This window comes from Moorena sp. SIO3B2 (assembly GCF_010692525.1).
In the GTDB taxonomy this organism is placed as follows: Bacteria; Cyanobacteriota; Cyanobacteriia; order Cyanobacteriales; family Coleofasciculaceae; genus Moorena; species Moorena producens.
The window spans coordinates 1-15313 of sequence record NZ_JAAHHE010000153.1 but is presented as its reverse complement, the minus strand read 5'-3'; the positions used below and the strand labels follow the sequence as shown (position 1 = coordinate 15313).

The 15313-nt window shown below is 42.6% G+C and carries 6 protein-coding genes and 1 pseudogene; all 7 read left to right on the top strand.

From position 1 onward, the window contains the following. Positions 1–698 precede the first annotated feature (698 nt). Positions 699–1832, top strand: coding sequence for a HEAT repeat domain-containing protein (locus F6K38_RS24665; RefSeq protein WP_008178992.1), 1134 nt, complete (start codon positions 699–701; stop codon positions 1830–1832). 114 nt (positions 1833–1946) lie between these two features. Beyond that, a pseudogene (gene dhaM, locus F6K38_RS24660) lies at positions 1947–2327 on the top strand (dihydroxyacetone kinase phosphoryl donor subunit DhaM); the annotation flags it as partial. A gap of 748 nt (positions 2328–3075) precedes the next feature. After that, positions 3076–4485 (top strand): RNA polymerase sigma factor, encoded by a 1410-nt coding sequence (locus F6K38_RS24655; RefSeq protein ID WP_287357776.1) that lies wholly within the window; start codon positions 3076–3078, stop codon positions 4483–4485. A 732-nt stretch (positions 4486–5217) separates the two neighbouring features. Continuing rightward, positions 5218–8901 carry a hypothetical protein gene (locus F6K38_RS24650; RefSeq protein ID WP_287357773.1) on the top strand — a complete coding sequence of 1228 codons (3684 nt, stop codon included), beginning with the start codon at positions 5218–5220 and terminating at the stop codon, positions 8899–8901. Further along, positions 8894–11671, top strand: a complete 2778-nt coding sequence (locus tag F6K38_RS24645; RefSeq protein WP_287357770.1) for a hypothetical protein — start codon at positions 8894–8896, stop codon at positions 11669–11671. The genes F6K38_RS24650 and F6K38_RS24645 overlap by 8 nt, the downstream gene beginning before the upstream one ends. 1 nt (position 11672) lies before the next feature. Then, complete coding sequence (locus F6K38_RS24640) at positions 11673–14690, top strand: RHS repeat domain-containing protein (RefSeq protein WP_287357767.1); 3018 nt, start codon at positions 11673–11675, stop codon at positions 14688–14690. Positions 14691–15101: 411 nt separating this feature from the next. Next, positions 15102–15313: PTS sugar transporter subunit IIA domain-containing protein (locus F6K38_RS24635; protein WP_502709595.1), on the top strand; the 212-nt coding region annotated here is incomplete at its 3' end.

Genomic DNA, 15313 nt, shown 5'->3' with positions numbered 1-15313 from the left:
TTTGACCTGCTCCCTTTATAGTCGGGTGCATCTCATATTTGTAAAAAAGGAAGTGTGGGGCCCGGGCCCGGGGAGTGTGGGAATTTTCTCCCGAATTTTTGCCTAATTGCAAAACTGAGATGCACCCGCCGCGCTTCCTGGTTGCTCGCCGAAGATCGCGGCTCTTTTTGTTATGAGTATAGTATAACATTTGCCTATGGTTATTGTCAAACTCAAAATAAAAAAAATCAAGGCAATTTATAAAAATTGTAATAATTAGTTACAATATTATGATTATAATGGTAGCAAGTTTAGCTAGTCTTTGAAATAGGTATAATTGCCTGAACCTAAAAGTATTCAGCCGTTGTTGATAGTTTGGCTGATAGCTGAATGCTTACAGAGGAAAAATGAGTGAGGGATAGAGTTGTTCGGGTTTGGTTTTATTTTTGTTAAAGATGGGAAGACTTAAAATAGAAAACCTAACACTTCATACCCTTAAGGCTGCTTGACTGACAAATCTGGCTTTGTAGTTGGGCTTTCACTATGTTCAACCCAAGGCAGCTTATGGTTTGGTTGGGTTTCGCTACCGCTCAACCGCTCCCTAGGTAAAATCAAGGGTTTTAGAAGTTTTTTCAGTCAATCCGTTGTATTAGACCGCCCTTGGCGCTTAAACGTGGCGCTTAAATTAATAGTTATCTGGCAAATATTGGAGACAATAAATGGTATTAGAAAATCTCGACAACGTCCCCTGGACATCCTTAAAACATGCTTATGGAGGGGCAGAAGATACACCAAAGTATTTGCGGCTCCTTACTTCTTCAAATCCATCAGACCAAGAAAAAGCGTTTAATCACCTCTACTCAACTCTCTATTATCAAGGATCAGTCTATACCGCAGCAGTTGCCGCTGTTCCTTTTATGATAGAAATTTTGCAGGAATCCACTATTAAACACAAGCATTTTACCCTTGATTTGCTGTCTAGTTTAGCAGCGGTGGGGAGTTTTCACAATAACCACCAACATCTTTTCTTGTTTAAAGACGTGCGTGAAACCCCAGAGTTTAAAGCCAGGTTTCAAGAGGAACTTAACTGGGTTGCTGACTTACGTACTGAATTAGAAAAACATCTCCCTGTTTATTGTCTGATGCTCGATGATAACGAGAAGTTGAACCGCCTTTATGTATCTCATCTACTCTCAGTTTTACCTGACTTGCGTGAGCGCTCTATTCCTGAACTGATTAACCACCTAAAAACAGAAAATGATCCACAAGTACGAGCCAATATATTACATGTCTTAGGAAAACTTGATTATGCAAATCAGCAAGCTTTGTTTGAGGAATTTTGGCGGAGCGAAAAAAACAGACTTCCACAATGCGTTGCCCTGGCATGGTTTACTACCTGTTCTGGGGTACAGACTCCTGAGGAGGCACTTAACGCCCTAGTGGAAATATTGTTAACTGCTGATGAGGGAATGATTGGTGAATATGAAGAATTACCAAGTGTGGGACGATTCACCCCTAACATGGCAATTCCTGTTGCAATAGCAAGTTCTAAATATGCAGAGCGTATTTTACCGTGGTACACCAAGCAAGTGATGAGGAGTAATTTTGTAGGAGATAATTTTGGAATTGGCTTATTAGTAGTGGCACTAAGGCCACAAGGAAAAATAGCGAATATAAATCACCTTTCTGGATCCCAATGTCAGGCTATTATAGCAATTGCCAAAAAAGCTTGGCTAACTCCAAATTCGATTTACGGTAACATGATCGATGTGCTTAGAATGTTCGGCTTACCAGATACAAAAGAAGAGATAGATCAACTAGTTAGGCTCAATCTAAATCGCTCCCATGGATAGACCAGCTAACACTGCGTCGAATCGGAACGCGATCACCAGGCTGATTTGGTTTTGTGGTGGCAAATGACTGAAGTCGTTCCGATAGCTGTAGCAACCTGAAATCTATTATCCCTTATGATTGGAATTGTGATAATCTCCCACAGTGCTAAGCTAGCAGCTGGGGTCAAGGAATTAGCCCAACAGATGGTTCAGACATCCGTACCGATTGCGATCGCAGCGGGTATTGATGACCCGGAAAATCCCTTTGGTACCGATGTGCTGCAAGTCCAAGCTGCCATTGAATCGGTTTACTCCGATGCTGGGGTAGTAGTATTGATGGATCTAGGTAGTGCAGTGCTGAGTGCGGAAATGGCACTGGAGTTTCTGGATGAAGACCAGAAAAGCAAGGTAAGATTGTGCGAAGCGCCATTAGTGGAAGGTGCGATCGCAGCCGTTGTCCAAGCTGCGGCTGGTGGTGATATCGACCAAGGGATTGGATTAGCTAGATCAGCCTTGATCGGTGACACTTGATACTTTAGTTGGGATTCCCGCTACTGGTAGGGTTTCAGCACACAGTCCAAGTAAGCATTCAGCTGTCAGCGGTCAGCTGTCAGCAGATGTAACTCAGCATTATTCCAATGCTTACCTGTTTTATTAAAAAGCTGTTCCCGTGGCCTGCCCATAAACTGATAGCTGATAGCTGATGGCTGATAGCTGATAGCTGATAGCAGTCGCCAGGGCAGTTAGGACATGACAAAAGTCTCACACCCTTTGTAAGCGCAAGAGTTTTACTTCTGACAAATGACTTCTGACTTCTGACTTCTGCTATACCAGTCCAATTTCTTGATCAAAATCAATGACAAACCCCATGAACTATGGGAAGGACTGCTTTTGTCTGTCTTTAGACATAGAGTTTAGTTATCGATATTTAACCATTTAGATAGAGTAAAAATAATCCAAAATTTTATTTTAATAAAATTTTGGATTATTTTTACTACCTAAATAGCCTAATCAGGACGTGATTGGTAATTTATTAACCTTGGTATGTTGAAGGTTAAAAGTTGAAGCTTAAAGGTTAATGTGTAGTGGAGAGTTCAAGTTAGTTAAGAAAAAGAGGATAAAAAGAGAAAAAAAGGCTAAAAAAAAATTTAATAAACAATCCCAACTCAAGCTCTGACTGCACTTGAAGGATTAAGTTGACCAACCTAACTTGTTTTACTAGAACGAGTATGGAATACTTAATTTTGGTGCATCAACAGGACTTATGCTGGCAACAAACCTCAGTTCTCATCCCCCATCGGGCGAAAATGCTGAAAACGATACCGCTTTTTGGGTCGAGTCGCTCCTGGAAAAACTGTCTGATGGCGATAGCAGCGCCTTTTGGCCCCTGTGGGAACACTATAAAGACTATCTTTACCATCGCTGCTTGAGCTGGATGGGGGGTAATACCACTGAAGCACAAGATACTCTTTCTGAGATGATGGTCAAGGCTTGGGAAAAATTGCCCAAATTTGCCGCAAAGATTACCAATCTCAAAGGATGGCTGACCAAATTTGCCCATAACTTCTGTATAGACCGACATCGAGAAAACAACTCTGGGGCAGTAGGAATAGAAAACCTGGAAGGGATGGCAGTGTCAGAGGGGAATGGGTTGGTTACGGAATTCGATAGCCCAGATTTAGTTGTAGAAAAGAACGAACTATTAGAGGTAATCCAAAGTGCTCTAGAGGATTTGCCGGAGAATCAGCGCCAGGTATGTGTCTTGCGCTTTGAGCAGGATTTGTCTCACCAAGAGATAGCTCAACGACTGGCAATTTCCAACGATAGCGTTCGTAAACGCATCCAACGAGCTAGGGGGATACTGCAAAAGCGGTTAACTAAGTATCGGGCCGGGTTGGATCAGAAGGCTTACGGGGAGATCGCCAAATTGCAGGAGATTAGGGGAGTAGAAGAGCAGGAGAGTAAGGAAGAAAAAGACAGAGAAAGCGATGTAACTCCCTCAAACCAAGAGATAGGAAAAGGGGAGCAGGAGAAAACTGAAAATTCGGAGTCTTTAAGGCAGATGCCAGTGTCGGAGTCTGTTTCAGTCGAAGAGCCTTATAAGGATTTAGACAAAACGGGAGTAGAGATAACTTCACTGGATAAGCCAGATTTGGCAGTTAAGCCAGCAGTGGAGATAACGTCACTGGATAAGCCAGCATTGGCAGTTGAGCCACTATCTGAACTACCAAAAGTAATCCCAATTAAAAAAGAGCCCAGAAGTAGGGACAGCAAAAACCAGCAAATTTTAAGCAGACCAAGAAGCTCCCAGGCATTACTCCCCTTGGCTGGAAAATCACTATTGGGGAGTACTCCAAATCCCCAATCAAATCACGGGAGCGATCGCAATCCTATCCAGAGCCATGGCGTTAAACTGCTTACGCCCCAAGAGATAGGAATTTCTCCACCACCGCGAGAGCATCGGAGCATTCAAGCACCAATAGCAAAGGATATTTCCCAATTTCCCATCCTGATTTTGGCGACAATTGTGTCTTGGTGGGGCACTCTCAAAACGAAGGTAGAGCCAAGCTGGAATCAGAGGTCACATACAGGGAATAGAGGCCCGCCAGATCAGCTTTCATTTCTGGTCATGGCTAATTTGCTCATAGCAGCTCAAGGGCATTACCTAGAGTAGCTACTAAGAAAAGGTAAGCATTCAGAAGTCAGCGGTCAGCCGTAAGCCATAGTCCTTTGACTGATGGCTGATAGCTGTTCCCTTAGCGTGCGCGTAGCCCATAGGCTGATAGCTGAATGCTTACAAGAAAGGCTGGTGTGTTTTTTCACAACCAGCTAGTATTCCCATGACAAAAAGCCAAACAAAAAACGGTAAAAAAGTTCCTTCAAAGCTTTAACAAACAGCAGAGAAGGGATAATATCCTCATGGCTATGAGCACTGGTAAAAAGCCAACTAGCCAAAGGAACAATCCCCACAAAAAAGACATATATCAAGGAAAAAACAGGGAATAAAAATTTATCCGTCGCCAGTCACAAAAGAGTTAATTGCTCCGTCATAGAAATGTCAGGTAAAACTGAGGAAGTGGAAGCAGGTCAAAGTCAGGTAAAACTCAGGGCAAACGCATCTTATGTTTGTACATGCTGGCGGTGCCAAGATTTCAGAGGTCGAGTCCTGTTTTTAATCAATTGATGAAATCATTACTGGATAAGGGTTTTGTAATTTAGATGCGTTGGATTAGCCATTTGGGAGATCCAAGCCATGATCACCGAAGCAGGCAGTCCTTTCAGTACCTGTACCGTACTGTTAGCTCAGATGACCGCCAGCATAATGAAGTTTACTTGACTTTATCCCTGAAACATAATTAGTATTTTTCTCAAAAAAAAACAATACCAATTCATAGGATCCTTAACATTGAGTAACAAGTATTCTGCAACATTCCTGGAGCGAGGCGGTTTAGAGGACGAAAATATCGACCTCTTCACCGGCAAAATTAATTTCACCATTCCTCTAGCCACGTTGGATGGGATTAGTCCTCAATACCAGGTGGTTTTAAACTACAGATATAACAATAGCCACAAACTGCTTTTCCAAAAGTGGAATCGATTTTGGGAATCAGGCTGGCTGGGTGTAGGCTGGTCGATCAGTCAACCGGACAAAATCTTCCGCATGAAGCTTTCATCTAAGCAAGGTTTTGACCATGGTACTCACCTCGATGAAATCATTTACTGGGTCAGGAACGGTAGTTTTTCCCAGTTGATGGTCGAAGAAATAACACCAGGACCAGGAATTCAACTCCATATCACCTATCGCCTCAGAGAAGACCCCTCGATCAAAGTCATCCGCCACATCTACGATGGTTACTATGATGGTGACGGCGAATGGGAGATTATCTATCCCACTGGGGAAACATACCACTTCCGCCCAGAGGAGGGTTTGGAAGACACAGAAAATCCCTCCGCTGAATATCTTCAGACCAAGCAAGTTCTAGAGGAAGTGAAGCACTTGACTGGTGAAGTAACTTCTGCCTCAGCGGAAAAAGAAGTGTTTTGGCAACAGGCTAGCTATGGCAATGTCCAAAATTACTACAGTCAATTTATTTCTGTGGATGGGGAAAACCAACAACAGTGGATTCGGGCATGGAATCTGACCAGTATTGAGGATATTTACGGCAATAAAACTGTATTTTCCTATGCCCAAGAAATTCAGCCAGTAGGTAGAGGTGAGAACAATCAGACGAGTACTATCTATAGTTATCTATACCGGGTAGCAAACGCTAATGGCGACAAACTGGTAATCAATTATCTACCTAAGGATCGTTCGGAAATTAACAAGCAACACCTGGTTGCGGAAGAACCCAATGGTTATCAAGAACGACTTCAGAAATTAAAAATTGCTTCTGTTGATCTGATTAGTCAAGGCCGAATCATCAGAAAACAACTAGAAGAAGGACAGATTAAAGCAGACACTCTTTACGCGAAAAGGGTTTTGTCTAAAATTAAAACTTTGGAGTATGGTCAAACTCAAACCAACTTTGTGCAGATCGAACCAGACCTAGCTTTTACTTATTACACTGAAGCTGACGGTGTCGATAACAACGCTGATAATAGTAGTACTGAACTTCCTTTTTACAAGGATGGTGCCTTATTTGGTGCTCTTAAGACTATCACTGACCCCCTAGGTTGCCAAACACTCTACACCTATGGGGAACAAGAAATCGACGTTGAAAGGAGTATTTCCTTTGATGAAAATACCGGTCTTTCAGAGATTGAACATCAATCTGAATCTAATTACCTGTTAGTAACTGGTAAGAATAGTAGTGGCGACAAGGAATTACGCATCCATTACTGGACAAACAATGGCTGGAAGACACAAACCCTTCACACTGAACCATCTTCCCAGAACCCCAGAAGCTTGTTTGCACCGGGAAGGTTAGTGACTTCTGACAACACCATTGCTTTTTCAGCCAACGATCGTAAAGTTAAAATTTATGAGTTAGACAAGAAAACTGGTGCTAAATGGGAGCAGACTATTACTGTGGATCCACCCCCTGACGACGATAACACCTCAATCCCGTCGGATATAGTCCCAGTTCTTTCCTTGAACGAGAATTATCTCGCCATTTTTTATCCTCGCGTAGTTATAGATGAAAGTCTGAATCAGAGGCGGCAAAGCATTCACATTCTACCTAGAGACCATGCCAAAGAAACTTGGGTTGACCAACCCAATCTTATCTATACATACAGACCTTTTGAACTCCCTACACCCGTTGAGAATATTAGGGAATATCAGATTGCCACTAGGGATAGGTTAGTTTGTGTAGTTCAGTTAACCTGTGCAGGGGGTGATGACGTTGACGAAACCAAATACAAACTAAGAATCGGTTACGTTTTCTTTAACTTAGACAATGATTATACCTATCAAGGATATCCAGGGACGACCAATATCGATGGTTCTTATCTCTATGACTCGGGTAGTAGCAAATACTGTAATGCCGGTGGATACATAAAAAAAGAGAGCTTTAATTCCCTGACAATCATGGACAATTTCATCGCCATTAACTATACCACTATCCCGAAATACAACGATGGCGATTTAAATTATGAGTTCAACTTTGGTCAGGTTTTGTCCTACGATCTTGATGGGCAAAATAATTGGCAGGTAAGCCCCCATCCCATTCAAGATGATATTAACAATCGTAATTTCCCGCAAGCCGGGAACAGTCCCAGGTGTTATTATGTCCCTAACTTCTCTTTAGTGACGGACTCTCAGTTTCTGGGATGCTCCTATTCCATTGGGATTGCTCAGAATATCAACGATGGTAATCCCGAATACGATGATGATGACAGAAGGGAATATCAACACTTCCAAACAGTAACGTTCTTTTATACCTATGACGGGAAGGAGTGGAAAAAAACTGAATACGACGGTGTTGACTGGCATCCACTAAGTCGGGTCAATCAATCATTGACATTCTATAATGTTGGTTTGAGTCGCCTGCAATATATGGATAAAGGGGTTTTTGCCAAAACTCACCAAGTCAAGCCCAACTCTCACAAAGATCTGGATGCCAAACAAAAAGAATTTTTAGTCTACAAGGAAGATGAAGAAAGATTTCTGGTTAAATATCTGCCCACCATGCCTCTGGAACCAGAAAAGCCAGACAAACCCAAACCCCCGAAAATTGCCGTAATTTTTGGATGGATTACGTTTGGTCTGGAGATCGTGTCCATTGCCCTAGGCATTGCCTTGATTCCGGTCACGGGTGGGGCATCTGGTGTGGCTGCTGGAGTGCAGATCACTGGGAAAGTCGCTAAAGGGATAAACAAAGCCATTCAAATCGTTGACACTGTTAATCAGGTCGTCAGTGCGATCGGTTCTGTTGCTACAGCAATCGTTACGAACCAAATGATTAACAACATGATGGATTCTATGGGTGGAGTCGGCGTTTATTCCTCTGGATTCAAGCGGTTTGTCGTTGAACGCAACGCTATACTGTATCGCAATAATCAAGGAGACTTTGAAATTACCAGCGATCGCTTGGAAGCAGGAACCAGCGGTGAATTAACCTACCATAGCTTTTTTACCCCTGAAGACGACTTTATTCCCTTTGTCATTGAGATAGAAGACAATCAGTCCATTCTCTACTTCAAAATTTTAAGAAACAACAAACTTTTGGATCGGCCCATTGAAGTAGAAAGAATTCCGAGCAATCAACAAAAAATGGTTGTATCTGGCGGGTCTAGCAACGTTATTCTTTACAATGGTTGCCATGAACCTCAATATGAAGATGATAGTCGCTGTAGTGGGACTCAGCCCAGGTCCTACAAAATTTTCAAATTCTACGATGAAGCACTCAAAGGTAAGATTATCGACTATATCGTCAGCAAAACCACAACCATTCTGGACAACGAAAGAGAATTCCCAACTGATTACGAATACGCTTCAGCCAGAGCACTTTTCGGTATTGGGATAGGAGGATTCTATAAAGAGGTCACAGTATACCCAGGTGGTACCGAGTCTGGTGAATACAAAAAGTACTATTTCTACAATGGCAACGAGGAAGATTCTGAATTAATTGAGGTGGAAAATGAGTAAGCAACCAATTAATGAGTATGGTCAATTTGTCAGGGGCAGTTTGCACAAAGTAGAAGTTTATGTCAAAGATACTGCTCAGCAGACTGAAAACTATACTTATAAGCTCAAAAAGCAGACTGATACCGATAGCTATACCAGTCTCAAGCAAGAAGATACTCTAGAATATGATGACGGTACAGTTGCTCGTCAACAAAGCTACATCTACAACAGTAGAGATCAGATCCAGGAAGTCGTGGAGTCTGCTTATGATTATCAGCAGGACAATGTTACTGTTGACACCTTCCACATTCAACACACCAAATATCTTTGGGAGAATTTTCAGAACCAGCCAGACCACGAGATTTTCCAAAGAAATATGCTCAGTTTGCCAGATGAATCTATCCGCATTACGGCTGAAGGAAATCCCGATGCTGTCAAAAGTCAAACTGGTCAGAAATACATCTATATAGATTCCAACAATTCCTACTACCAACAAGAATTGCTAGTATCGATTTCCTCAGATCCCAAGGATTGGGGGGAAGACAATTGGCGAATAGTGGAAGAGGTAGAGGAAAGAGATCCTCAAACTAAGTTACCCATCCTAAAATCTCTTCATGGTCTCAACCAAAGTGGAACCGACGTTCCTTCTTATACGAGAATGATTCCTGCTGTTGTCGATTCCGCCAGCAGGAGGAGTCGCGATAAGGTGGTGGCAACAGTCGTTAGTAAGAGCGATCGAGATTTTTTCTATTTACCCATCGCTAAATATGAGGAACATTATTTGGATGAAGGCGTTTGGAGTATTACTAACGGTGCTATTATCGCCAACACCAACTCTAAGTTTAGGAACAATGTCGTCACATCCGTAAGTGGGGAGTATCGTATTGCCTTTTTGAAAACAGGAGACCTTTCTTCGGAGAAAAAATACGTAATCTGTGGATGGATTAATCCTGGCAACAATGGCATTAACTTGGTCATGAATGGGGAAACGATCCCCCTAACTGACGAAACGGGTGATGTTTGGGTTTATTTTGAAAAGCCGATCGATGAGGGTTCTAGTCAACTCGAAATTGTCGGTAGTCCCTTATCAATGGTGGACTACCTGTGGATCGCTGCTGTAGATTGTGACTTCTCGATCAATGCCTTTTCTAATTCTCTAGACGAACATATTGCGACCATCAGAAAGAACGGTTTAGTCGATTACCGCATCTATAACGACAGGAACAGTTTGTGCGATCGCTTTACCATGTCCTCTGAAGGCAAAATTTTTGACTACGAAATTAGTCTTTTCAGTTTCAGTCGCTTCGATAACCATGCCATTTACCCCGCAGCAGCACAAACCGGGGATTTCGATCCCGCACATCCTAACTATAGTCTTCAAATTTCCTTTGTAGAGGACGGCTTTTATCTTCCCAACTTTTCCCTCGCTAGTCTGAATACAGCGGATTTTGGTCTGAAAGTGCAAAATTTTAACTATGGTAACGATGAGTTCGGAATTTTAGCCCTAGACCAAGATAGCCAGCTATTGTTCTCCTTAACCTTCGTCAAAAACACCGAACAGCCTTTGCGTCAAGGTTACTATACCTTCAATACAGCGAATGACGAACCCCTGACAACCCCACTCGAGTTGGCAGCGCGGGAGTGGTTGTTAGTCGTCACTAGGGGGGTATTCTTCTTTTTTGGCGATGGCAAGTTACTGCTTTCATCCAAAACAGTTGACTTTACAGCAGCCACTTCTGTAAATCTAGCTGCCTATAATACTGGTGAATTTAGGGATGCCTTCATTTTCAAAAAACCAGTGATCAGCACTATCTTCATCGATTCCAAAGGACGTGCCCGTCAAGCACAGAGTTTAAGTATTGACTACAAAACCGAAAAACTAACAGACGTAGTAGTCAAGGAATTCATTTATGACGGTTTTGGCCATCAAATCATTGTCACCAAAAATGCTAAAGCTAGGGATAACGAGCTGTTTACATTCCGAGATGACTTCATTGAGGACATTAATGACATCGGAGTCTTAGATGGTGAATTGAAGGAGTCATTAATGGATATGGATTTTGGTGAGATTGAAGCTTCCTTGCCTTATGTAAGGTTTGCCTATGATGGACTGCTTAACCGCAATACCCTTGATACTCTGCGTCAAGGTTTTCCTTACAATTTTTTCTCTGAGTATCAGAAAGACTCATCTTATAACGGTGAGGCAGAATTAAACGAATTGAGGGCAGCCGGGGGTATCCCTAACACTCGTCCCCTCAGAGGAATCACTCAAAAAGTACCCCTGGATGGCGAACAAAAGATTCACTATTCCTTCTTGAGTGGTGCCAAAGGCGAGTTCCTCGTTAGCCAAATCAAACTGGATGACAACAACAAAATTGTTTGGAAAAACCAGTCTAAGTGGGAAAACTCCCAACAAGTACTGAAGACCTTAGCACCTCAAGATGGTTTAGAAAGTACCGTAACCGTAGCTAACTCTGACAGAAGGCAGATTGAATGGCAAGATCCTGACCAATCCGATACAACCTATGTAATCAAAGATTATTTCAACAGGGTTCGATTCGCCAACGATGCCGACGGACGTAAGTGGCGATACTTTAAATACGATCAGTTAGGACGAGTTTGTGAAGTCGGTATTCTCAAAGATGTAGATACTATGCAGCCTGGGGAAGTACCCAAATACTTGCTCAATCAAGCCAACAATACAGACTATCCCTCCACTAGCAGTGAAGGTGAAAGTCTGACTGAATACTATTACGATATGGATGATTTCCGGGAGGGATATGATGACTAAAGTGACTAAAAACTTACATGGTCGCTTAGTTCGAGTTAAACATCGGGATAGCCTCGAAGATAATAACTGGGTGGAAACCATTTTTCGCTACGATGACCTCGGTAGAGTCGCACGGGTAGGAGATGGAGAAGCTAACCCGAAAGTTGTTCGCTATGAATACAACAATTCCGGGCTAGTGACAAAGATGACCTATCCCACTAACACTCCTACTGAAATCGAGTATAGTTACGACTCTCTGGGTCGTCGGTGCGAAATCAAAAATAAGAGTAGCAATCGAGTTTATGCAACCAATTATCAATACAATCTCGAACATCAATTGGTATCGCGTACTCTCAATCCTGAAATCGACCCCTATGATGAAATCATAAAATATGACTTTCAGGAACGGCCGATCGACAAAGATTACAAAGCCAATAGTGATTCCTACTTCCAGCAACAACTTGAGTACCTACCGGGATTTTTGTCCCAAATACCCGTGAATCAACTGGAAAATGGTCTAGATCGAAGGACTAGGAGACGCAGGGGTCTGGGGAGGCGCAAAGCTTCTAACAACAAAATTTTTCCCTCACGAACTTCCGTCTCAAATCCTAAATTCAAAGCGAACAGAGGACTAGCAGCATTCCAGTCCGATCTGGATTTTGAAACAGACTTGTATCTGGAAGATAATCGGTATTGTACTGTCTTCACTGACGATGACTCTGGTACTACCCTGATTACCCTACATTTCACAACATTCTTGCCAAACCTTAAATTCCGTTTCACCTACCAAAGTGTGTTTGGGGGGTACAAGATTGAGGTCTTGGGTCAAGATAACATGTTTTTACGAGTCTCTAATGGTCGATTCATTGCTGGAACTGAGAACAATGCCAGCTTATTTTTACTCGAAGAGTACGGAGAGGGGTTTCGATTAAAACAATTACTTGATCCAGACCAATATTGGGGTTTGGATGATGAATATCAGGTGATTTTTGTGGAAAGCCACAATGCTGTCACGATGTATAAGGATGCTTTACCACAAGCGCCTGAAGGGTATCTCTTCTGTCAATTAAATTTCCCCCCCTCTCCTAGTATGGATCTGGAAATGACTATGATTGAAGGGGTGGACTCGATGGGCTTTAGAACATACTTTCTGGTTGTCAACTACGGTCAATACCCAAGAACCCGCTTCTGTATTGAGGAAGTTATAAACATACCAGATCGATTTATGATCAGGGTATTAGATGGAGATGCAAAAGATTGGAGGCTTGCTGTTCAGTATCCTCCTAATAGAGAAGTTAAATCTTTATCAGGAACCACAGGGGCTACCTGCCAGTTCAACGCAGAGCCATTGGGGTCTGGGCTCGATTACTACAAATTTAGTACTGTTATGGTTTTCCCAGACGAACAGTATATCGAGGTGTACAATAATCAGGCTGTTCGCGGTAGCTCGAGTTCTGCTTGGTGGTTCAGAATAGGTGAACCCTCGCCAGGGTCTCCTTCGCTACAATCTGCTCAGGCACTCCTCAATGCAACTTACAAATCTGATTTCATCGTTAACACTACGTTCCAGGGTTCTAAATACAACTTCAAAAACCTGGATGTAGTCTACAACTATGATTATTTGGGGCGACTGATAACCTCTGCCAAAGAGAGTGAGACCAGCTACCAATACGATCGTAACGGTAACCTAGATCGAACCAATGGTCGTAGCTACGAGTATTTTTCCGGTTCTAACAAACTGCAACGCATTGTAGATAATGGTCAGACCATTCGTGAGGTTGCAGATTATGATGACCTAGGCAACATTGCCGTCATGACCAACTCAGATAGTAAGCAAGTTACATTTACTAGACGAGTGCTAGGAGACCTAGTCAATGGCGTACAGATTCAAGGCGGAAGCACCATCACCTTACAATACGACGGTTTGGGTCGAAGAGTAAAAAAACAATCAACTACGACTGAAGAATACATCTACGGTCGGGGTAAACTCCCTTTAGTTGTTAAAGGGGTTGCTGGTGTTGAGGAGTTGCTCTACATTTATGATGGCGATAGCATCATCGGATTTGAAGAAAACGGTAATACAACCTATTTACTGAGCGATCATCTTGGTTCCACTCGAGTTGCTATTGATAGCAATAACAATAGCTTGTGTAGCTTCGAGTACGATGATTTTGGGAAAACGGTAGTTGCTCCCTCATCTGAAAACGAAGCACAGAAAGTCAGCTTCCGCTATGCCGGTCAATGGTGGGATGAAGATTTACAACTTTATCATTATCACAGCCGTTTCTACGATCCAGACTTGAGGAGATTTATCAGTATAGATCCAGCAAGAGAAGGTTTTAGTCCTTACGTATATGTAGGGAACAATCCCATTAACCGCATCGATCCTTCCGGCTTATTCTCATTCAAGAAAAGGTCAGGGAGTTACGATTTGCTGTCAGCACAATCTGATAAAAAAAGCGAAAAGAAAGGTAAATTCGACATCATCAAGGAGATGTTTGGAGAAGCAAAAGAACGACTTTCAGAGCTAGAAATCCCAGGCAAAACAGAGGATTCACAATCAGAATATACGATTAGTTCAGAACTATTCGACCAAAATAATTACGGCAGCCAACTGCAAAACACAACGTCTGGTATTCGACCAGAAACTAGGCTACACGAGACCTACATTGGTACAACTGCATTCAGTTCTGCTGATAGTCCCCGCTTCACCTTAGCCTCCTACCTGGAGCCTCAAAGAAATCTAATTGAAGCAGGCGATATTAACAGCGTACTACAATTTAGCCAATTGGATTATGCAATAGAGCCGGATTTTCAAGCAATGCTTCAAACACCTGAAAGTAAAGCTATGAACGATTCTTTTGAGCAGATGACAACCAATATTCCTCCCTCTAGCTATACCCAGGGTGACAAGGAGATAGCAGTTACTCCACTCTTAAGGGACAAAGTCGAGCTAATTTTAGCGCGAAGGGCAGCAGAAACAGGAAGATTTCTAACTAAGGCAGAGGAGGAGGAAATACGAGAAATGCTGGGAATTTAATATAGCAGTTCTCAATTTGATGAGGTACAATCAACTGATTTTTTAGGGAACAGGGAACAAGGAACAGTAAATGTATTGAGGGGGTGACAGGCTCCCTCAAACACACCAAAGAGAGACTTTTAACCCACATTGGGTTAAAAGTCTCTCTGTTGTAAAGGTGCGCTTGACCCATTAAGAATTAAATTCGCCACGGGTCGCACCTAAATGTTGCTAGTGGTGCTTTAGGGACGGGGGAGCCCTCATTTTCAGCGTTGCTGAATATCGGAATGTAATCACATCTATTCGGGTCAGTTGTCAGTTACCCTCCATGATTCTATTAATCAGCAATGCCTTCCCTTTTGCCTCTTGCCTCTTGCCTCTTGCCTAAGGGAGTATGTTCACAACTCAAATACAAAGGTGTTTATATACCTTATGATCTCAATTGTGATTATCTCCCACAGTGCTAAGCTAGCCGCTGGGGTCAAGGAATTAGCTGAACAGATGGTTCACACATCCGTACCGATTGCGATCGCAGCTGGTATTGATGACCCGGAAAATCCCTTTGGTACCGATGTGCTGCAAGTCCAAGCTGCCATTGAGTCGGTTTACTCCGATGCTGGGGTAGTGGTATTAATGGATTTAGG